Origin of the sequence: Haloarcula sp. JP-L23 (genome assembly GCF_011602445.1) — an archaeon.
Classification (GTDB): Archaea; Halobacteriota; Halobacteria; order Halobacteriales; family Haloarculaceae; genus Haloarcula; species Haloarcula pellucida.
Genome location: NZ_CP050014.1, coordinates 1,369,936 through 1,389,122 on the forward strand (window position 1 = coordinate 1,369,936; position 19,187 = coordinate 1,389,122).

At 65.0% G+C, this 19,187-nt stretch carries 21 protein-coding genes; 9 read left to right on the forward strand and 12 right to left on the reverse strand.

What is annotated here, in order from left to right; genetic code table 11:
• Positions 1–15: 15 nt before the first annotated feature.
• Genes hutI through hutU form a run of 3 tightly spaced genes read right to left on the reverse strand, consistent with a single transcriptional unit; the run spans position 16 to position 3,919 of the window.
• Positions 16–1,263 carry an imidazolonepropionase gene (hutI, locus tag G9465_RS06980; RefSeq protein WP_166968475.1) on the reverse strand — a complete coding sequence of 416 codons (1,248 nt, stop codon included), beginning with the start codon at positions 1,261–1,263 and terminating at the stop codon, positions 16–18.
• On the reverse strand, positions 1,260–2,183 hold the full coding sequence (gene hutG / locus G9465_RS06985; protein ID WP_166968476.1) for a formimidoylglutamase: 924 nt from the start codon (positions 2,181–2,183) through the stop codon (positions 1,260–1,262). Before hutG ends, hutI begins: the two co-directional genes overlap by 4 nt.
• Positions 2,180–3,919, reverse strand: a complete 1,740-nt coding sequence (gene hutU, locus G9465_RS06990) for a urocanate hydratase (protein WP_166968477.1) — start codon at positions 3,917–3,919, stop codon at positions 2,180–2,182. The genes hutG and hutU overlap by 4 nt, the downstream gene beginning before the upstream one ends.
• A gap of 82 nt (positions 3,920–4,001) precedes the next feature.
• Between hutU and G9465_RS06995 the strand changes: the two genes are divergently transcribed.
• Positions 4,002–4,646 (forward strand): helix-turn-helix domain-containing protein, encoded by a 645-nt coding sequence (locus G9465_RS06995; RefSeq protein WP_166968478.1) that lies wholly within the window; start codon positions 4,002–4,004, stop codon positions 4,644–4,646.
• Between the two features lie 551 nt (positions 4,647–5,197).
• On the opposite strand, the gene G9465_RS07000 is transcribed toward G9465_RS06995, so the two are convergent.
• From G9465_RS07000 to G9465_RS07005, 3 genes are all read right to left on the reverse strand, one after another.
• Positions 5,198–5,881 carry a methyltransferase domain-containing protein gene (locus G9465_RS07000; protein WP_166968479.1) on the reverse strand — a complete coding sequence of 228 codons (684 nt, stop codon included), beginning with the start codon at positions 5,879–5,881 and terminating at the stop codon, positions 5,198–5,200.
• A 679-nt stretch (positions 5,882–6,560) separates the two neighbouring features.
• Positions 6,561–6,695, reverse strand: coding sequence for a hypothetical protein (locus G9465_RS26035; RefSeq protein ID WP_255491971.1), 135 nt, complete (start codon positions 6,693–6,695; stop codon positions 6,561–6,563).
• Between the two features lie 487 nt (positions 6,696–7,182).
• On the reverse strand, positions 7,183–8,604 hold the full coding sequence (locus tag G9465_RS07005; protein ID WP_166968480.1) for a YjiH family protein: 1,422 nt from the start codon (positions 8,602–8,604) through the stop codon (positions 7,183–7,185).
• Positions 8,605–8,738: 134 nt separating this feature from the next.
• Between G9465_RS07005 and G9465_RS07010 the strand changes: the two genes are divergently transcribed.
• On the forward strand, positions 8,739–9,668 hold the full coding sequence (locus G9465_RS07010) for a sulfide-dependent adenosine diphosphate thiazole synthase (protein WP_166968481.1): 930 nt from the start codon (positions 8,739–8,741) through the stop codon (positions 9,666–9,668).
• On the opposite strand, the gene G9465_RS07015 is transcribed toward G9465_RS07010, so the two are convergent.
• Positions 9,665–10,423 (reverse strand): class I SAM-dependent methyltransferase, encoded by a 759-nt coding sequence (locus tag G9465_RS07015; protein WP_193571739.1) that lies wholly within the window; start codon positions 10,421–10,423, stop codon positions 9,665–9,667. The two genes, G9465_RS07010 and G9465_RS07015, sit on opposite strands and share 4 nt — an antisense overlap.
• Before the next feature lie 191 nt (positions 10,424–10,614).
• On the opposite strand from G9465_RS07015, the gene G9465_RS07020 reads away from it, so the two are divergent.
• From G9465_RS07020 to G9465_RS07030, 3 genes are all read left to right on the forward strand, one after another.
• Entirely contained in the window at positions 10,615–11,133 is a 519-nt protein-coding gene (locus G9465_RS07020; RefSeq protein WP_227015745.1) for an HTH domain-containing protein, read from the forward strand.
• 109 nt (positions 11,134–11,242) lie between these two features.
• Complete coding sequence (locus tag G9465_RS07025; protein WP_166968482.1) at positions 11,243–12,004, forward strand: DUF7001 family protein; 762 nt, start codon at positions 11,243–11,245, stop codon at positions 12,002–12,004.
• Between the two features lie 72 nt (positions 12,005–12,076).
• Positions 12,077–13,063: a patatin-like phospholipase family protein gene (locus tag G9465_RS07030; RefSeq protein WP_166968483.1), complete on the forward strand. Its 987-nt coding sequence runs from the start codon at positions 12,077–12,079 to the stop codon at positions 13,061–13,063.
• A gap of 40 nt (positions 13,064–13,103) precedes the next feature.
• Here the strand turns inward: G9465_RS07030 and G9465_RS07035 are convergent, their stop codons facing one another.
• The 3 genes from G9465_RS07035 to dcd all read right to left on the reverse strand — a co-directional run bounded on the left by G9465_RS07035 (position 13,104) and on the right by dcd (position 15,304).
• Complete coding sequence (locus tag G9465_RS07035; RefSeq protein WP_166968484.1) at positions 13,104–13,754, reverse strand: class I SAM-dependent methyltransferase; 651 nt, start codon at positions 13,752–13,754, stop codon at positions 13,104–13,106.
• Complete coding sequence (locus tag G9465_RS07040) at positions 13,751–14,647, reverse strand: thiamine-phosphate synthase family protein (protein ID WP_166968485.1); 897 nt, start codon at positions 14,645–14,647, stop codon at positions 13,751–13,753. Before G9465_RS07040 ends, G9465_RS07035 begins: the two co-directional genes overlap by 4 nt.
• Before the next feature lie 69 nt (positions 14,648–14,716).
• Entirely contained in the window at positions 14,717–15,304 is a 588-nt protein-coding gene (gene dcd, locus G9465_RS07045; RefSeq protein WP_166968486.1) for a dCTP deaminase, read from the reverse strand.
• 214 nt (positions 15,305–15,518) lie between these two features.
• Here dcd and G9465_RS07050 point away from each other — a divergent pair, with 214 nt between their 5' ends.
• Complete coding sequence (locus tag G9465_RS07050; RefSeq protein WP_166968487.1) at positions 15,519–16,286, forward strand: BGTF surface domain-containing protein; 768 nt, start codon at positions 15,519–15,521, stop codon at positions 16,284–16,286.
• An 11-nt stretch (positions 16,287–16,297) separates the two neighbouring features.
• On the opposite strand, the gene G9465_RS07055 is transcribed toward G9465_RS07050, so the two are convergent.
• The gene (locus G9465_RS07055; protein WP_227015746.1) at positions 16,298–17,017 is read right to left on the reverse strand and encodes a Yip1 family protein; all 720 of its coding nucleotides are present in this window, start codon (positions 17,015–17,017) and stop codon (positions 16,298–16,300) included.
• Positions 17,018–17,116: 99 nt separating this feature from the next.
• On the opposite strand from G9465_RS07055, the gene pth2 reads away from it, so the two are divergent.
• From pth2 to psmB, 3 genes are all read left to right on the forward strand, one after another.
• On the forward strand, positions 17,117–17,455 hold the full coding sequence (gene pth2, locus G9465_RS07060) for a peptidyl-tRNA hydrolase Pth2 (RefSeq protein WP_166968489.1): 339 nt from the start codon (positions 17,117–17,119) through the stop codon (positions 17,453–17,455).
• 76 nt (positions 17,456–17,531) lie between these two features.
• Complete coding sequence (gene psmA / locus G9465_RS07065) at positions 17,532–18,266, forward strand: archaeal proteasome endopeptidase complex subunit alpha (RefSeq protein ID WP_166968490.1); 735 nt, start codon at positions 17,532–17,534, stop codon at positions 18,264–18,266.
• Positions 18,266–18,958 (forward strand): archaeal proteasome endopeptidase complex subunit beta, encoded by a 693-nt coding sequence (gene psmB / locus G9465_RS07070; protein WP_166972942.1) that lies wholly within the window; start codon positions 18,266–18,268, stop codon positions 18,956–18,958. The genes psmA and psmB overlap by 1 nt, the downstream gene beginning before the upstream one ends.
• Before the next feature lie 49 nt (positions 18,959–19,007).
• Here the strand turns inward: psmB and G9465_RS07075 are convergent, their stop codons facing one another.
• Positions 19,008–19,172 (reverse strand): hypothetical protein, encoded by a 165-nt coding sequence (locus G9465_RS07075; RefSeq protein WP_166968491.1) that lies wholly within the window; start codon positions 19,170–19,172, stop codon positions 19,008–19,010.
• Between the last annotated feature and the right edge of the window lie 15 nt (positions 19,173–19,187).

The window sequence follows — 19,187 nt, forward strand, 5'->3', positions numbered from 1 at the left end:
CAGGGTACGTGCCACTCACTCATACGTTGTTCTCCCGTCCTCGCAGACGACGGCGCCGTCGGCGAGGACGGTGTCGACGACGTTCGTCCCGTACTGGTAGGGGACGTGGACGTGAGTCGGTGCGTCGAGGACGAGGAGGTCAGCCGGTGCGCCCTCTCGGAGGGTCCCGCTGCCGTCCTCGCGGTCGAGTGCCAGCGCGGCGTTTCGCGTCCCCGCGACCAGCGCCTCGGCGGGGGTCATCCGCATCTCGACGCAGGACAGCGCCATAGCAAAGCCCATGCTGTGGCTGTGGCAGTTGGGGTTGAAGTCCGTCGCCACGGCCACCGGCGCGCCCGATTCTAGAAACGCCCCCGCGTCGGCGTAGTCGGCGCCGAGGCCGAACGCCGTCCCGGGGAGCAGGACGGGTGTAACGCTCGCTTCCACGAGGGCATCGATGTCCTCCTCGGTCGCGTAGAGGAGGTGGTCGGCGCTGGTCGCGCCCATCTCGGCGGCGAGTTGGGTCCCGCCGATGTGGGCGAGTTCCTCGGCGTGGACCTTCGGGGTCAGTCCCGCCTCTGCCCCCGCTTCGAGGACGCGCCGGGACTGGGCGACCGAGAAGACCCCCTCCTCGCAGAACACGTCGCAAAAGTCGGCGACGCCCTGCGATTCGACGGCGGGTATCTGCTCCTCGACGACCTCGTCGGTGTAGTCGTCCGCGTCGCGCCCCTCGGGGACGGCGTGTGCGCCCATGAACGTCGGCACCACGTCGACCGGGTGGCGGTCGTCTGCGCGGTCGATCACTCGAAGCATCTGCAGTTCCGTCTCCGTATCGAGACCGTACCCAGACTTCACCTCGACGGTCGTCGTCCCGTGGGCGAGCATCGTATCGAGGTGGCCCAGCAGGTTCGAGAGCAGCGTCTCGTCGTCGGCGTCCCGAACCGCACGCACGGTGCGGAGGATGCCGCCGCCCTCGGCGAGGATGTCCTGATAGGACTTCCCGCGGAGTTTCGCCGCGAACTCGTCCGAGCGGTCGCCCGCGAACAGGCCGTGTGTGTGCGGGTCGACGAATCCCGGGAGGACGGCCCGGCCGCCCGCGTCGACGGCACGACGCGCGTTCCCCGGTGGGTACTCGCGCGTCACGTCTTCGGTCGGACCGACAGCCGCGACCGTCCCGTCGACGACAGCGACCGCACCGTCCTCGACGGTTTCGAGGGCCCGGCCGCTCCCGTCCGGGCCGACGACGAGTTCGCTCGCGCCGTGGACCACCGCGTCGAGGTCGGTCATTCCGTCACCTCCAGTCCGGCGAGGAAGTGCGCGACGGCGCGGGCGGCGACGCGAGCGGTTCGGCCCCCCTCATCGAGCGGCGGCGCGCACTCGACCACCTCGAACCCGGCGACCCGGTCGTGGCTGGCGACGTGGCCGAGCATCGTGAACATCTCACGGGGCGTGACGCCCCCGGGTGTCGGCGCGCTCACGCCGGGGGCGGCCGCCGCTTCGAGGACGTCCAAATCGAGGCTGACGTACACCGAATCGACGCTGCCCATCGAGTCGAGGGCGTCCTCGACCGCCGCTCTCGGGTCTGCCCGGACGGTCTCGGGCGTCGTCACGTGCCCGCCATGGTCGGCGACGTACTCGTGGTACGCCGTCGACGTCTCGAAGTGGCGCGCGCCGACGACGGCGAAGGCGTCCAGTCCCGCCTCGTGAAGTTGGCGGTAGGGCGTTCCGCTCGTCGGCCCGTCATGGACTTCCCGGCAGTCGAGGTGGGCGTCGAAACTGAGCGCGCCGAGCGTCCCCTCTACCAGCAAGGGGGCGGCGTTCGGGAACGTCAGCGAGTTGTCGCCACCGAGGAACACGGGGACCGCGTCCGCGTCGTACATCGCCCTCGTCACCGCTCGCACTGCCGACTGGACCGCTTCGACGCTGCCCTCGGGTAGCGCCACGTCGCCGAGGTCCGCGACCGGACCTACCGGGCCGCGGTCGACGTGCTGGGTCTTCGTCCCGGCAAGTTCCCGACGGATGGCCTCGGGTCCCTCGCACGCACCCTTGCGACCGATAACCGCGCCGTCGTACGGTTCGCCCACGAGGGCGGCGACGTAGTCACCCGCTGCGCCGAGGGTCGTACCCTCAATGACGTCGCCGAACTGCTCGTCGTTCGGGTCGTCGGAGGGACCCTCCCACGTCGGCGGGTCGGTCAGACCGGTCATCGCTCGCGGTCCCGCATCGGCACGGCCACGTCGTCGGCGTCGGCCTGTTCGAATGCCACGTCGTAGCCGGCGTCGGCGTGGCGAATCACGCCCATCCCGGGGTCGGTGGTGAACACGCGACGGGCCTTCTCGGCGGCGAGATCGGACCCGTCGAGGACGACGTGGTTGTTCGTGTGCAGGGAGTTGCCGATGCCGACGCCGCCGCCGTCGTGGACGCTGACGATGTCCGCACCCGCCGCGCAGTTCAGCAGGGCGTTCAGGATGGGCCAGTCGGCGACGGCGTCAGAGCCGTCCTGCATGGCCTCCGTCTCGCGGTTGGGCGAGGCGACGCTCCCGGCGTCTAAGTGGTCGCGCGTGACGACGATTGGGGCCGAAATCTCGCCCTCGGCGACGAGTTCGTTGATACGCAGGGCGAATCGCGCGCGCTCGGTTAGGCCGTCCTCCGTGGCGTAGCCCAGCCAACACACCCGCGAGGGGAGCCCTTGGAAGGACACTTGCTCCTGTGCTAAGCCTATCCAGCGGTGGAGGTCGTCTTTCTCGGGGAACAGTTCCTTGACGGCCTCGTCGGTCCGGTGGATGTCGTCGGGGTCCCCCGATAGGGCGGCCCAGCGGAACGGTCCCTTCCCCTGACAGAACAACGGGCGGATGTAGGCGGGGACGAAGCCGGGGAAGTCGAACGCGTTTTCCATCCCTCGGTGGTCCTCGACCTGTCCGCGGATGTTGTTGCCGTACTCGAAGGCGATGGCGCCTCGCTCTTGCATCTCCAGAATCCCCTCGACGTGGCGCTCCATCGTGTCCAGACTCTCGGAGACGTATCGCTCGGGGTCACGCTCACGGAGGTCGTCGGCCTCGGCGACGGTGTACCCCGACGGGTAGTAGCCTTCGAGTTCGTCGTGGGCGCTGGTCTGGTCGGTGATTACGTCCGGGACGAACCCGCGTTCGAGCATCCCCTCCAGCATGTCGGCGGCGTTCATGTGGACGCCGATGCTGTAGGAATCGCCGCTCTCGGCCGCCGCTTTCGCGCGCTCTATGGCCTCGTCTAGGTCGTCGGTCTTTGCCTGACAGTAGTCCGTCCCGATGCGGCGGTCGATGCGCTCTTCGTCCACTTCGGCGGCGATACAGACGCCGTGGTTCATCGTCACGGCGAGCGGTTGTGCGCCGCCCATCCCGCCCAGACCAGCCGTGACGACGATCTTCCCGCGCAGGCCGTCGTCCTCGGGGTAGTGTTCGCGCGCGAGGGCGGCCAGCGTCTCGTAGGTGCCCTGAATGATGCCCTGCGTGCCGATGTACGCCCACGACCCGGCCGTCATCTGGCCGTACATGATGAGGCCCTTCGATTCGAGTTCGTGGAAGTGCTCCCAGTTGTCCCACTTCCCGACGAGGTTGGAGTTGGCGATGAGCACGCGGGGGGCCTTCTCGTGAGTCTCGAAGCGACCCACGGGTTTGCCGCTCTGGACGAGCAACGTCTCGGCGTCGCCCAGTTCGCGGAGCTCCGCGAGGATGGCGTCGTAGGCGTCCCACGACCGGGCCGCCCGGCCGGTGCCGCCGTAGACGACGAGGTCCTCGGGCTTTTCGCCCACCTCGGGGTCGAGGTTGTTGTTCAACATCCGCAGGGCGGCCTCCTGTCGCCAGCCCTCACACTCGATGTCGGTGCCGGTCGGTGCGCCCTGGTACTCCCGCCACTGCTCGGACGGTTCGCCGATGTCGTGGTCGGCCGTCGTGGGTTGCTGTGACATGGTCTGAGATATGGTCGCAAGTGTGATAGCAAATCCCCTCCCTGCGGAGATTGTTTTATATACTGACTGCGTACTGGGAGCTATGTACGAAGCCGTCTTCCGCGTCGCCGGTGGTGGCGCATACGCCGAGGCCACCGACGACACCGACACGACGATAGAACTGTGGTGTAACGACCACCGTGACCTCTTACACGTCAGCGGGCGCGGCGCCGACGCCGTCCTCGACGAGGTCCGTGACACCGTCGGCGTCAGCGAACACCTCCGACAGGGCGAGGAACTAGTACTCGTTACCTCCGAATGTCTGACGGCGTATCTCGAACACAACGTCGAAGCGTATCTCGCCGATCAGGGCTGTCTGCTCGTGCCGCCGCTTACGTACACCGAGGGCGCGAAACTCGCCCGCGTCCTCGCGCTCGACGCCGAATCCCTGTCGAACGTGTACGCGGCGATGGCCGAAGACTACGCCGTCACCGTCGAGTCGAAACGCGAGATTCAGTCCGTGACACCCGACGCGCCGCTGCTGACGGTCGACGCCGTGTTACCCGCCCTCTCGGCGCGCCAGCGCGAGGTGTTCCTGACGGCCTACGAGATGGGCTACTACGAACTTCCGCGGGAGACGTCCACGGAGGCTATCGCCGACGCCGTCGGTGTGAGTCGTCGGACGGCCGAGGAACACCTGCGGCGTGCGGAGAAGAAACTGACTGACGCGCTCGTCGAGTTCCTATAGGGTGTCACAGAACCGCTCTTGCACTCCCTTCGAAGCGGATGGCACGATAGATACAGGCGATTTGCTGAACGTTCAATACAGAGCAGCTACCAGTCATTTCGCGGAGAAAGTATCGGCTACATCCAGAATATTTTCTGCAGCAGCCGAATATTGGTTCGCCACATCTGCCAGGGGCCATAGTTGTTGAAGGGTGAACGGAACATTTCCGGAGGTTGCCGGGACGTGATTTCTGTTCGACAGTCAGGACAAAGGTAGCGGGAACCCTGGCCGCTCTTGACAACATGCCAGTCATCGTCATACTGACTCTGGTGACTGCAGTTCGGACAAAAGAGCGTCCCCTTCGAAGGGGTATCTCGTTCAATCCAAGAATCTGTTTCCGGTTTGTCAATACTGGCCATATATTGTAGTAGTTCCGTACTGGTATATTTCGCTCACATTTTCACCCTCACATATTTTTGATCAAGTGAGTAACAGACATCAAAATGCCGTCCCCAGACGGGTTATATTCGATCGATCCAGTGGGAGTACACAGCACGACTGCGAGCGTCGTCTTAATCTTGGACGAAGATGAAGGGCCGGTCAGCGACCCACTCTGCGGCCTCTATTTCGGAGCGAACCGATTTCTGAAGTCGGTCTGTCTCTTCAGGAGCATATGAGAAGCCTTGCGCCTGGAACTTCTCGATCCAGTACTCGCGTGGGGCTTCGTTGACGTGATGGGTCCCACGATGCCCAGGCGGGGCAGCGGTGAACACCACGCGCGGCGCCGCTGCCGTGACGGTCTCGACGAGGGTGTCGGCGAATCGCGACGGGATGTGTTCAGCGGTCTCGATACACAGCGCCAAGTCGTACCGCTCGTCGAGTTCTAGTGGCTCTCGAAGGTCATGAATGGTGAGCGCGTCAGCCGGTATCTCAGCGTAGCCTCGGGCCTCTGAAAAGCCTTCGACGCCGTGAACTGCGGCGCCATGGGCCTGGAACCCAGTGAGGTACCGGCCGAGCCCACACCCGAAGTCGATCACAGAGTCAGGCTCGTACTCTCGGTACAGGACATCGGCGACGGCGTGGGCTTCCTCGGTCGGCGTGGTAGAAACCAAGCGAAGCCAGCGGTCGCCAAACCCATAGATAATGTCGGGAGTGGCAATGCCGAGATTGTCAGCCTTGGCGAGCATCCATTTGCCTATTGTGGTACTGTACGAGCGCACGTCGTACTGTACGAATCGTCGTATAGCACCTATCATCGATCATATATGATGTCTACACACATTTCATAATATGCAATCTATCCACCACAGGAGGCGTAAAATCGGCGATTTCACCACATTTCAAACTATCAGTAGGATGTCGAATATATGCTATCATACAGTAATCGATTGTTAATGGGTAAAATTGCGACGTCTCGAATGGCGTAGTGTGCCAGCGAAATCGTCTGGGTGTGTCGATTTCGGTTAGTAGGATTATACTATGGCGTATGGAACGCCCCGGTCCGCTCATTCGCAAAGAATCGTTGCACGAGAAGGGCGGCCAGTAGACCTTGATCGATATCGGTCTGTTATCGCTGATAAGTATACTTCTGTTCGTGAGCGTCGACTCAGAGCCCCCCGCCTTGCTGGTGGTTGAACTAATCCTCGGAGTGATTTCGCCAATCGTGCTTATTTGTAGTGATATACGACGGCCTGAGAACTCCTGCCCGAAATCGAGAGCAGGATTTTCGACGCAGAAACCTCTGTATACTCGTACGAACACAACTGTCAAGAGATGTCCCTGAATGTCGTTAAGGCAGCACAAAGAACAGGTTAGGCGACCGAACTACGCTTGGTTCTGATTCCTCAGACTGACCTCTTGATCTCTGGAGACACCCTCTGTAGTTATCGTTCGGTGGGTCTCATTTGACGGTGCTGCATACAGCACGCCTTTCGGTCACTCTTCCGCCGAGAAGCTCCCGAGGACCTTCCCACCGGTAATCAGTGCAATGACGCCACCAGTTATTCCCACAGCGGCAGGGATACCTCCACTTTCGTAGTTCGAGACGATGTATGCGATATCCGCAAGCATAATCACACCTATCCCGAGCAAGAAGACGCTTATCAGTAGCCAGCGACGTATCGACCGCAGAAGTGAGTTCGAGTTGGAGGGCATTGATTACTCTTTCTGGAGAGGTCATGCCATACTGGCGGTGAACCTAATACGTCACTCGACGCCCCGGCAGAGGGCTTGTTAAATATACCCTCTGTGTCGGTCACAGCGTTTCTGACAGTAGTTGAGGAGTTTGTCCAGCGACGTAACATTCAGCACGCACCGAGAGTGATCTGAGAACGGTGATGACTGCTCAGCACAGGCCAAAGACAGATATCCGCGAAACTCATGAGGAATTCGTATGAGCCGAACGTCCATTCCTATAGACAGCGACACAAAAGACAGACTCGACGCTGTTGAAGGTCTCGATAATACCGGCGTACACGATACGCAGACACCGTCTCTCGACCATTCGAAAGGGTGTTCCGTGAAAGACAACGGCCGTGGCAAGCGTTCTATGCGGTCCTCATAGGTATCCGAGGAAGTCGAGTACGTGGGTGATACCCGCGATGAGCGGCAGGAGGATGACGGTCCGCATGACGAACAGCGCCACGAGGTCACGGAAGCGCACGGGCACGTCGCTGAACATGTCCATGATCATCGGGCCGACGCTAGAGAAGAAGATGAGCTGTGAGACCGCCAGCACTGCGACGAAGAACTTCGCTTTCGTCGCCGTCTCGGTCACCAGCAGGACGGGGACGTACATCTCGGTGATGCCGACGATAGTCGCGGGCGCGACCACTTCGGCGTTCGGGATGCCCAGCGCCGCGACGACGGGCGTCAACGGTCGCCCGAGGATGTCGAACAGCGGCGTGTTCGCCGACAGCAGGGTGGCCGCCAGCCCCACTGCGAGGATGGTCCCGAGGATGAGGCTCGTCAGTTTCAGGCCGTCGACGAAGCCGCGCTTGGCGGCTTGCGCGAACGTCTCGCCCTCCTCGGCCTTCCCGACGGCTTCGCTGATAGCCAGCCGGACGTAGTCGGTCGGCGACCCGGAGAAGGCGACTTCCGGGTCCGGTTCGGCGATGTACTCCTCGGGCGTCGTCGAGATGGGCGGCAGGCGCACGAGAATCGCGCCGGTCACGACGACACAGAAGAAGTACGCGCCGAAGATCAGCGGGAACAGCGGCAGTATCTCCAGCGTGGCGGCGACGACGCCGACGAATCCGATGGAGACCGTCGAGAAACAGGTGGCGATGGTGAACACGTCGCGCTTGTGGTAGCCGCCCGCCTCGAAGACGTTGCGGGTCACGTACAGCCCGACACTGTAGGACCCGACCCACGACGCGAGGCTGTCGAGCGCGGCCCGACCGGGCACCTTGAACAGCGGCCGCATCACCGGTCTAGCGAGCGTCCCGACGAACTCCAACCCCCCGAGTTCGACGAAGATGGTGATGAAGATGGCGCCGATGGGGATGATGACCCCGACGCTGTACACCAGCGTGTTCCACATCAACCCACCCGTCCCGGGGGTGTGCAACCACCCCGGCCCGAGCTTGAAGAACATCACCGGCGCCAACAGCAGGCCGGCGACCCGAAGCGCCCAGAAAACGGTCGACGTCTCGAAGTACGACAGGTCGTACCTACCGACCTCGCTCTCACCGACCATCGCAAGCGTCGTCAGGACCCCGCCCGCGACGATGATGGCCAGCGAGTAGACGCCGACGGCGTCTGGGAAGCTCTCGGTGACGTTGCTCACGACGATGTCGAACGGCACTGTCACCTCTCCCTGATAGGGAACCGGGAGGAGGAAGAACACGCCACCGATGAGGAAGGCGACAACGAACTTCATCACCGGACGCCCGTCGTACTCGTTGAGGTCTATCTCTTCGATGCTCTCGACCGCCGGTTCGGTGTCGACGGTGTAGGTGCTGCTTGATTCGGTAGACATTAGCATACACTACCGGCATCGAAGTGTTAGTCCTGAAACCACCGTGTGGTGGTGTATTTATATACTGCGTTCGAAGTGACGGCGCCGCTCCGACCACAACACCTATTTACCACAGCAAGATATCACTAGGTGGTATGAGCGATTTCGACAAGTTCAGCGACGTCGGCGAGGCGGAAGTGACACGGGCAATCGGGCAGGAGTGGACCGAGGAGTTCATGGACTTCTCGGACTCGGACGTCATCATCGTCGGTGGCGGCCCCTCCGGGCTGATGGCCGCGAAGGAACTCTCAGAGCGCGGGGTCCAGACGATGGTCGTCGAGAAGAACAACTATCTGGGCGGCGGGTTCTGGCTCGGCGGCTTCCTGATGAACAAGGTCACGGTGCGTGACCCCGCTCAGAACGTCCTCGACGAACTCGACGTGGACTACAAGCGCTCACAGGACAGCGAGGGGCTGTACATCGCCAACGGGCCGGAAGCCTGTTCCGGCCTCATCAAGGCCGCCTGCGACGCGGGCGCGAAGATGCAGAACATGACCGAGTTTACGGACATCGTCATCCGGGAGGACCACCGCGTCGGCGGCATCGTGATGAACTGGACGCCGGTCCACGCCCTGCCGCGCGAGATTACGTGTGTCGACCCCATCGCCGTCGAGGCGGACCTCGTCATCGACGCGACGGGCCACGACGCGATGGCGATCAAGAAACTCGACGAGCGCGGCGTGCTGAACGCGCCGGGCATCGAGGACGCAAAGTCGAACTCGGGGATGGACCAGACCAGCGACGACACCTACGGCGCCCCCGGCCACGACTCGCCGGGTCACGACTCGATGTGGGTCGGCGAGAGCGAGGACGCCGTCGTCGAACACACCGGTCTGGCCCACGACGGTCTCGTCGTCACCGGCATGGCCACCGCGACCACCTACGGCCTCCCGCGCATGGGTCCGACGTTCGGTGCTATGCTCGTCTCCGGCAAGCGCGCCGCACAGGTCGCACTCGACGAACTCGACGTCGACGCCGAACCCGTCGACGTCACTAGCCGCGACGCCGCCACCGCCGACGACTAACGGTCTTCTCTCGGGACGCCCGTCCGGGCGTTCGCCCGTTTTCGTTCACTCTCGCCGTAGCCGTCGGTATCTCCGACGACCAACGTCTCCGTCGCGCCCGGTTGGAACTCGTAGTCGACGGGTTCGAGACGGACCGAGCGGCCGGCGTCTCGAAGCGTGTCGACGACTGGGGACAGAGACTCGGAACGCTCCCCGTCCAGCGAATGCAACGGGAATACCCGAACGTCCTCACGGGCGATGCGGGCCAGTTCCAGTAGCGCCTCGACGTGAAACCGCTCGCTCAGTCGGTCGTCGTAGAGGAACAGGAGATTCCCCGAGAGTACGTGGTCCACGCTGTCCGTCGCGAACGGGAGGCGGGGCAGGGCCGCCCCGACGTAGCGACCGGGGTGGCGCGCGTAGTCGGCGAGGAACCGCTGGGCGGCAGCGCGAAGGTACCGTCCACGGGTCGCCACGTCGCCGTACTCGTCCCAGACGAACAGGCCGCGCTTCTCGTGTAACTGGGCGACCGTCCGTTCGACGGCGTCGGCACACACTGTCGCTAATTCCCCGACCGGCCGTCCGTACATCGGATCGACGGCGAGGGTCCGGTCGGCACGCTGTGCCGCGATAGCCGTGAACGACCCCGGTCCGCCGGGGCAGTCGAGAATCGTCGTTCCGGCGAGCGCCGTCGGCGCCAGTCCGAACATCCGGGCGTACTCCTCGAACGTCCGTCCGATGAACCGGAACTGCTCGCCGACGTCGAACTGTCTGCCCATGTTGATGTACACTTTCACACATTGATGTATAATACTATCCATCACGCCGGATTGGTCATACGGATAGAATAATACCACTTCGACGACTGTATGTAAATATAACTGCCCGACATTAATCGTATGGGGTAGTATTTCGCCAACAAGAACAATTATGTAGTATTTTCACCAAGTATGGTAGTGATTGACTCTCAATGCCAACCGAATTGAAACAGCTGAACGAAACGGCACCCGACACGGGTGGGACGAACCGCCTCACGGTCGACCTCTGGACGCGACGGCCCGTGTGCGGACCGCGGGTAACTGTCATCGACCGGTTGAGTAGTCTTCGGGCCGCGGGAACGCTGGCCGACTTCTCGGTGGCGACGTGGCCAGACGAGATCGTGATCTCGGACCGGAACCGACACAGCGAGTTGCTGGGGACCATCGAGGAGTTCGAAGCGTGGGCGGCCGACAACGGTGTGAGCCTCCGGCCGCCGTTCGAAACGCGGACGGCGTCGCTTCTGGTCGGCAGGAGCAAAGAGGTCCTGACGACGCCGATGCTGCTCGCCAGCCTGTACGACGGCGACGACGTCGTCGGCGTCTATCCCTGTACTGATGGCGAGCACAATTGGACTGTCCCGGAGTTCCTCGACGCCCTCGAAACCGAGGGAACGGTGTCCGGTGCCGGTAAAGCGGTGGCGTTGCCGATGACCGACCCCGGGTCGACGTGAGACGGTGGCTCGGGCACCCTCGACTGCCGCCGACGTCTCGACCCCCCGGACCCGAACGTGTTTCCGCCCGGTCCACAACCTGTATTACTCGACAGTACCACATGGTAATATGGTCGAACAGGTCACACTCTATCGCGCTCCGACGGCTGCGGCCGACGCCGACGCTATCGCCGACTGGGTCGCCGGTCGCGTCGACGCCGAGGTGGACGTTCGCGACCGGTTCCTCTCACAGTACGCCGACGACGACCTCCCCGAAGAGCTGGCGGACGGACGCGTACTGGACCCGTACGACCGGGAGACGGGCAACACGATGCTCGGTATCGTCCGCTACGAGGAACGTGCCATCGAGAACCCGGAACGGGCCGGCGGCGTCATCTACGACGGACTCGAACTCCAGCGGCTGTTACACCGACGGCTCCCTGATGCCGACCGGTCTCTCGACCACCTCCACGTCGTCCTGCTGGATCGGGTGGTCGGGACGTGGGGCGACCACGACGGGCGCTGGCACAAGCGGGTGAACGTTCTCGGTCACCCGGCCATCGTCTCGGTACCGGGGCTGTACGAGGCCCCTGCGAAACCCGAACAGTACTACAAGGAACAGCAGAAACACGCGCTGCTCACCGGCGACTCGCCGCCACGCGAGGTACTGGAAAACGAAGTCGAGGGCGACTTTCTGGTCGAGGACGACCCCCGGACGACCGATGCCCTGAAGGGGTACGTCCTGCAGGCGTATCACTACCTCGAGACGGGCGAGGCGTTCTGTGACGAGGCGTCCTGTCGCCTGCACAACCCACACCGGCAACCCGGCGTCGTCGAGGCCCAACTACGCGCGCCCGACTTCTGTCCGCGCCACGCCGAGCGCTACCGGTAGGGAACTTCCCGCCGCCCGCTTTGTCATTCATCCTACCGTTTTACGTACCGAGCGCATCACTGACCGACTGAGATGACCGAGGAGACAGACGACGTGACGACGGTCGCACTGGCCTGTCAAGGGGGTGGGGCACACAGTGCGTTCTGTGCCGGGGCCCTCCAACGACTGCTTACCGATCTCCCCGACAGCTACGAGATACTCGGGTTCAGTGGCACGTCGGGCGGTGCACTGTCTGCGACGACCGCGTGGTTCGGCTACGTCGACGAGGGTCCGGACCGGGCCGCCGAACTGCTCGATACGCTGTGGGCCGACATCGCGGCGTCGACACCCGTCGACTGGGCGATAAACAGCGCGTCCCGATGGGCGGTCGCGCTCGACGAGAGCGGCGTCCCGATGCCGGAGACGAGTCCGTACGCCACCCCCGCGACGGACCTCGCCCAGCGTGACCTCCGTCGGTCGATAGAGCGGGTCGTCGACTTCGAACGGGTGCCGTCACTCGCCGACGGCGAGAGCCCTCGCTTGCTCGTAAGCGCCGTCGACGTCACGACGGGCGAGTTCAGCGTCTTCAGTGGCGGCGACGTGACCGCCGACGCCCTGCTCGCGTCGGCCGCGGTCCCGAGCCTGTTCGAGGCCGTCGAGGTCGACGGGCGGCCCCACTGGGACGGCCTGTTCGCCCAGAACCCGCCGGTCAAGAACTTCCTCTCTGACGTCGAGGCCGCCGAAGAGAAACCCGACGAAATCTGGGTCCTCCGGGTAACCGCTGCGGGACGCGAGGACGTTCCGACGTCGCTCGCCGCTATCGCGGACCGCCGGTCGGAGCTCTCGGGGAACCGCTCGCTTCGACAGGAACTCGCGTTCGTCGAGCGCGTCAACGAGTGGCTGGACGAGGGCGCGTTGGACGACGACCGCTACAAACGCGTCGTCGTCGAGCAACTCCGTCTCGACGAGGAACTCTCGTACTCCTCCCGGTTCGACCGGTCGCCGACGTTCATCGACGACCTGTTCGAGGCTGGTCGGGCGGAGGCGAGTGCGCTCCTCGACGCGAAAGTCGGACAGTGAGTCACGGCGAGAGACCGGCGAGATGCCGCGCGCCAGCCGTTCACTCGACCCGCCCGGAGACGAGTCCCAGATACCCGCCCGCGAACGTCTCGTAGCGCCGGTCGACGGTCCGTTCGGTCAGTCGGTCCCGGGCCGTCGCGACCCGCCGTTCGAAGGCGTCGGCGTGCGAGCGCCGCGAGAGGTGCGCCCCGGGTGCCGAGAGGCGGACGAACCCTTCGAAGGCGACGTTTACCGGCGTTGCGAGCGTGTTGGTGCTTCGCTGGAAGTTCAACAGCGCGACCCGGCCGCCGGGAGCGACGCAGTCACACCACGCGTCGACGGCCGCGGCGGGGTCCGCGAAGATGCCGGCGACGAACGTCGCGAGTACCGCGTCGGCGTCGTCGACGGGCGGTCTGGTTGCGTCACCGAGCAGGTAGGAGACGCCGTTGCCCGTTCGGTCGGCGTGACCGCGTGCCCGTCGGAGCATCTCTGGTGTCAGGTCCACGCCCACGACGCGGCCCGCTGGAGCCACGCGGCGGCGGAGTGCCGGCACGTTCGCGCCGGTGCCACACCCCATCTCGACGACCGTCTCGCCCGCCGAGAGGTCGAGCGCGTCGACCGCGCGGGCCCGCCACGACCGGACAACCGGGAGGGAAGCCAGTCGGTCGTACAGCGCTGCCCAGCGCGCGTAGACGGCCCGGGGGTCGCTCACAGCAGGTCTCTCGCCCACTCGGCGACGGTCACGGCGTCGTCGCCGAGCAGATAGACGACCGGTTCGATACCCATCCCGCCGGTCTGGTAGATGACGTCCGCGTCGGGGCTATCTGCCAGTGCCTCGGCGATTGCCGGTTCCAGGGCTTCCTCGGCGTCGAACTCGACGGTGGTGTGGCCGGCCTCCTCCAGCGCCGCCACGACAGCGTCGTCGTAGCGGACGTTCAGCGCCGCGCGAGCGTCGCTCCCGGCGGCACGCGCCGCTAGCAGTACCGTGGCGACGTGTTCGCTCACACCGAACTCCGGTTCGGCGGGGATGGTCGCCCGCCCCTTCACGTCCAGAACCCGGCCGGGGACGGCGGCCACGTCCTCGATGGCGTCGCCGTCGGGCAGCGCTTGTACGAGATTCGACCCGACGGCGGGGATGAGCGTCGCGAAGCCGCTGGTGTTCTCTAGCACTCGGAGGCCCTGCCGGACCGTCGACAGCGTCCGCTCTGCGGCCCGGAGTTTCGAGTCCGGGTCGTGGACGCTGAACTCGCCGCCGTACTCGGCCAGTTCGGGCACCGCGTCTTCGTGAAGCGACGCGAGCAGGCCGCCCTGTTCGAGTTCGCGAATGAACACTTCCGCCTCGACGAGCGCCTGCACGGGACTCATGTCGCCGTCGGCAAGCCCCTCGGCCAGTCGCTCGACGAGTTCGTTCAACCCCCGGTGAGAGAGCAGTGCGTCGTTGCGCTCGACGTCGCCGTGGACGTACTTCGAGACGGCGCTCTGGCTGATGCCCAGCAGGTCCGCCACCTCGGACTGCGTGAGGTCCCGGTCCCGGAGGGACTCGGCCAGCATCGACCGGAACGTCGGGAGAAACTCCTCGACGACGATTTCCTCGACGAAGCGCATCCTACTGGTCGCCTCCGAACACACTCGCTCGCAGCCGAGACGCGGACACGACGCCGCAGGGGTCGGTCCTCATTGGTCGCCTCCGAACTCCCTGTCCCCCTGTATCTTGCTCGCCTGTGGCCCGGTCTGGTCTTGATACTTCGAGCCGCGGTCGGACCCGTACGGGCGCTCGGCGGGCGTCTTGAGTTCGGTGAAGGTGAGCTGAGAGATTCGCATGCCCGGGGTGAGCGCGACCGGGGCGGTGCCGAGATTCGACAGTTCGAGGGTTATCTGGCCCTTGTAGCCGGGGTCACAGAGGCCCGCCGTCGCGTGGACGACGATAGCCAGTCGGCCCAGTGAGGACCGGCCCTCGACGTGGGCGATGAGGTCGTCGGGAATCTCGACGCGTTCGTGGGTCGTCCCGAGGACGAAGTCGCCGGGATGGAGGATGTATTCGCCGTCCTCCGCGATCTCGGTCTCGTCGACGTAGTCGGCCACCTCGGCCTCGGCGTTGGGGTGGATACACGGGATGTTGGCGTGCTGGAACTCCAGAAACTCCTGACCGAGTCGGAGATCGACGCTGGCTGGCTGAATCTGGATGTCGGGGTCGTCGAGCGGTTCGACGACGAGGTCGCCCTCGCGGAGTCGGCGCTCGATGTCCGCGTCGGAGAGTATCATTACCCGACGTACCGGCGCGGGATACCTAAAGCGTCCCGTCTCGAAGCCACCAGCGCGGTCGGTCGCCGGGGCTGTTCAACGCTGCTTTTAGCATTCGTCGAGGGTTTTTCAACCCCGGACGTAGCGTCGAGTGCATGCCAGCTAGCCGCCCACCCTCCACTCGCGAGGCGTCGCACAGGCCCATCGACAGACCGACCCCTCGGGAGGCGTGCGTATGACCACCCGGCGAACCGCTATCGTCAGCGCCGTCGCCGTCAGTGCCGTCCTCGTCGCCGGTGGCCTGTTCGTACTGCCGGCGCTCTCCGGACAGACGAACGGACCCGCCGACGCGCCGGCCACCGACGAGACGGCACCCACGGACGTGAACGGCACCGTCGTCTATCCGGTGAACGACTCGCTCGTCCTCGAAACGCGGTCGAACGAGTCGATCGAAGGTGCGACGGACGTCGCCGCCGGGGCCACGGTGACCGTTCGCATCAAGAGCGATAGCGGCGACAGCCCGTTCATCTATCAGCAACAGACGACGGTCCGGGACGACGGCACGTTCGCCGTGCCGGCCGATCTCTCGGGCGTCCCCGAGAACGCGACAGCGACCGTCAGCGTCCGCCACGACGGCGAGGAACTGACGAACCGGACGGCACAGGTCGTGTACGTGCCGGGGGCGACGGCTGCCGACAGTGACGACGCGTCTGTCGCCGGCACGCGACTCGACTACGGCGGCGAGAACCTCACCGTCCGGAGCGCCACGGACCAGACGATTCGCGGGACGACCGACCTCGAACCCGGCACGAACGTCACGGTCCGCGCGCAGAGTACCGGGTCGAGTACGCCCTTCCTGCACCAGCGGACGGCGACGGTAGGGGACGACGGGACGTTCGCCGTGACGATGGACTTCGAATCGGTCCCTGCAGGCACCCGGTTCGAGGTCAGCGTCCGCCACGACGACGAGACGCTCACCGAGGCCGACGCGCGAGTCGAGTAACCGCCGTCGCCCTACGAGAGCACCACTGGAACGGTCGCCACTACCACGGCGACGACCACTGCCGCCCGACGGCTGAGTTCGTGGGCGACGCGCAGGCCGGCGGCCCAGACGTACGCCTGCCAGGCCGCCCCCGCGATCTGAATCAGGAGGAACGTCAACCCGGAGACGCCCGACTGGAGCGTTCTGACTTCCGAGAGGAGCGTCTCCGGGGTCGCACCGGCGAGGTCGGCCTGCGTGGCGAAGTAGACCAGCGCGACACCGGCCACGCCCGTGACGACTACCGTCGGTACGAGACCCCACGCGGCGACTTCCATGCTCTCGCCGAACCGGCCGGTGCCGCTGCCCAGCCACGCGCCGACGTGGAGTGCAACGGCGAGGCCGAACCAGACGAACAGGAGGCCGACGAACAGCCACGGGAGCCTGTCGGCTATCTCCTGCCAGAGCAACGAGCTGATCTCGACGGTCATCGTGGCTGGTTCGTCACAGCCACTCGGGGTCATCCCGCCGACGCCGTCCTCACAGAACACGTCGCCGGGATAGGCCGGGTTGTCGACGGTGGTCGTCCCGGTGAACTGCTGGCTGAACAGGCGAAGCGCGACGCCGAGAACGGTGGTCAACAGGAGCGCGAGCGCGGCCGCGAGTCCGGCCCCACGAAAGCCGCTGAGTCGGTCCGCTCGCCGCTCGAAGAACGCGCCCGGTCGTGCGACGAACGTCGTGACGGTGGAGGGCATCCCCGGGGAGTGCACACCCATACGGTAAGTGCCCTGTGGTATGTGCAACCGCACGGGTGCTCCGACGGGGGTTTAAGTCAGGGTCGCTACGTGTGGGATATGAAGCAGGCCATCGTCGCCCGGGCCGATATCGGTATGGGCGAGGGCAAACTCGCCGCACAGGTCGCCCACGCCTCGCTGTCGGCCTACGAGGACGCCGGTCGGACGGCCCGCAACGCCTGGAAAGGCGAGGGTCAGAAGAAGGTGGTCCTGAAGGCGACGAGCGAGTCCGAACTGTTCGAACTCGCCGACGTCGCCGAGCGCGAAGGCCTGCCGCATGCCATCGTCAGGGACGCCGGCCACACGCAACTGGACCCCGGCACGGTCACCGCCCTCGCGGTGGGGCCGGCCGAGGACGAGTCGGTGGACCGCGTCACCGGCGACCTCTCGCTGTACTGAGGGCAGCGGAGACGATACCGGCGATGTAGTTATATACTAGAAGCCCTAACCTCAGGTGAACAACAGAGCACACACAATGCAAGGAAACGAACAACAGGCGTACGACCGCGGGATAACCATCTTCTCGCCGGACGGGCGCCTCTATCAGGTCGAGTACGCTCGTGAGGCAGTCAAGCGAGGGACCGCGAGTGTCGGCGTCCGCACGGCCGACGGCGTCGTGCTGGCGGCCGACCGTCACGCCCGCTCCCCGCTCATCGAGCGCGACAGCATCGAGAAGATTCACGAAATCGACGACCACGTCGGCGTCGCGAGCGCCGGCCACGTCGCCGACGCCCGCCAGCTCATCGACGTCGCCCGGCGGCAGGCACAGGTCAACCGCCTCCGCTACGACGAACCGGCGAGCGTCGAGTCGTTGACCAAGGAGGTCACCGACTACATCCAGCAGTACACCCAGACCGGCGGCGCACGCCCGTTCGGTGTCGCCCTGCTGGTCGGCGGCATCGAGGACGGCGAACCGCGCCTGTTCGAGACGGACCCCTCGGGAACGCCTTACGAGTGGCAGGCCGTCGCTATCGGCGGGTCTCGCGAGGAACTCCAGACGTTCCTCGAAGACGAGTACGCCGACGAGATGGACCTCGAAAGTGGCGTCGAACTGGCGCTACAGGCCCTCGCGTCGGTCAACGACGACGGCCTCGACGCCACCGGTGTCGACATCGCCACCGTCGACGTCGAGAGCGAGCAGTTCACCAAACTCGCCGAGGACGACATCGCCGGTCGTATCGAGGAGTTCGAACTCGGAGGTGACGAATGATGTACGACCCTGAGGAGCGTCTCACCGACGCCTACGAACCCGAAGTCGGCACGCTACCGAACGACGACGGCGGCCGCGACGAGGAGACGGTCACCAAAACGGGGACGACCACCGTCGGTATCAGTACCGAGGAAGGCGTCCTCATCGCGACGGACCGCCGCGCCTCGCTGGGCGGCCGTTTCGTCTCGAACAAGAACGTCCAGAAGGTAGAGCAGATCCACCCGACGGCCGCCATGACGCTGGTCGGCAGCGTCGGCGGTGCACAGTCGTTCATCCGCTCGCTGCGCTCGGAGGCGAACCTCTACGAGGTCCGCCGCGACGAACCGCTCTCCATCCACGCGCTGGCGACGCTGGCGGGCAACTTCGCCCGCGGCGGCCCGTTCTTCGCCATCAACCCCATCATCGGCGGGGTCGACGAGGAGGGCAGCCACGTCTACAGCATCGACCCGGCCGGCGGCGTCCTGCAGGACGAGTACACCGTCACTGGCTCCGGGACCATGGTCGCGACTGGGACCATCGAGGGCGAGTACGACCCCGAGATGAGTCTCGAAGACGCTCGCGCACTGGCTATCCGCGCCGTGCAGGCGGCTGCAGAGCGTGACACTGGCTCTGGGAACGGTATCGTCCTCGCAGAGATTACCACCGACGGCGTCGAAATCGACCGCTTCGACGACTACGAGTCGGCGGTCTGACCGCGTCAGGAGTTCTCTCTGCGTTTTCGGCTCCGGTGGCGAGCGACGCCTATCGCGGCACCTCGACCCACCCGCATATCCACGCCTCTTCGGCGTCGGGACAGTAGGCCACGGTGCGGCCGCTGAATTCGGTAATCACTACGTCGCTCTCGCGCCACCGCTCGACGCGCTCCCCCATGTCGTCGCGTCTGTGTTCTGATTCGGGTTTTGTCACGGTACCCCTCGTCCG

Coding starts and splice junctions, on each gene's coding strand:
- hutG (WP_166968476.1), bottom strand. CDS start 2,183: ATGACCGGTCTGACCGACCCGCCGACGTGGGAGGGTCCCTCCGACGAC.
- hutI (WP_166968475.1), bottom strand. CDS start 1,263: ATGACCGACCTCGACGCGGTGGTCCACGGCGCGAGCGAACTCGTCGTC.
- hutU (WP_166968477.1), bottom strand. CDS start 3,919: ATGTCACAGCAACCCACGACGGCCGACCACGACATCGGCGAACCGTCC.
- psmB (WP_166972942.1), top strand. CDS start 18,266: ATGTACGACCCTGAGGAGCGTCTCACCGACGCCTACGAACCCGAAGTC.
- G9465_RS07055 (WP_227015746.1), bottom strand. CDS start 17,017: ATGCCCTCCACCGTCACGACGTTCGTCGCACGACCGGGCGCGTTCTTC.
- G9465_RS07015 (WP_193571739.1), bottom strand. CDS start 10,423: ATGGGCAGACAGTTCGACGTCGGCGAGCAGTTCCGGTTCATCGGACGG.
- G9465_RS26035 (WP_255491971.1), bottom strand. CDS start 6,695: ATGCTTGCGGATATCGCATACATCGTCTCGAACTACGAAAGTGGAGGT.
- G9465_RS06995 (WP_166968478.1), top strand. CDS start 4,002: ATGTACGAAGCCGTCTTCCGCGTCGCCGGTGGTGGCGCATACGCCGAG.
- G9465_RS07020 (WP_227015745.1), top strand. CDS start 10,615: ATGCCAACCGAATTGAAACAGCTGAACGAAACGGCACCCGACACGGGT.
- G9465_RS07025 (WP_166968482.1), top strand. CDS start 11,243: ATGGTCGAACAGGTCACACTCTATCGCGCTCCGACGGCTGCGGCCGAC.
- G9465_RS07000 (WP_166968479.1), bottom strand. CDS start 5,881: ATGATAGGTGCTATACGACGATTCGTACAGTACGACGTGCGCTCGTAC.
- dcd (WP_166968486.1), bottom strand. CDS start 15,304: ATGATACTCTCCGACGCGGACATCGAGCGCCGACTCCGCGAGGGCGAC.
- G9465_RS07010 (WP_166968481.1), top strand. CDS start 8,739: ATGAGCGATTTCGACAAGTTCAGCGACGTCGGCGAGGCGGAAGTGACA.
- G9465_RS07040 (WP_166968485.1), bottom strand. CDS start 14,647: ATGCGCTTCGTCGAGGAAATCGTCGTCGAGGAGTTTCTCCCGACGTTC.
- psmA (WP_166968490.1), top strand. CDS start 17,532: ATGCAAGGAAACGAACAACAGGCGTACGACCGCGGGATAACCATCTTC.
- G9465_RS07005 (WP_166968480.1), bottom strand. CDS start 8,604: ATGTCTACCGAATCAAGCAGCACCTACACCGTCGACACCGAACCGGCG.
- G9465_RS07050 (WP_166968487.1), top strand. CDS start 15,519: ATGACCACCCGGCGAACCGCTATCGTCAGCGCCGTCGCCGTCAGTGCC.
- G9465_RS07030 (WP_166968483.1), top strand. CDS start 12,077: ATGACCGAGGAGACAGACGACGTGACGACGGTCGCACTGGCCTGTCAA.
- pth2 (WP_166968489.1), top strand. CDS start 17,117: ATGAAGCAGGCCATCGTCGCCCGGGCCGATATCGGTATGGGCGAGGGC.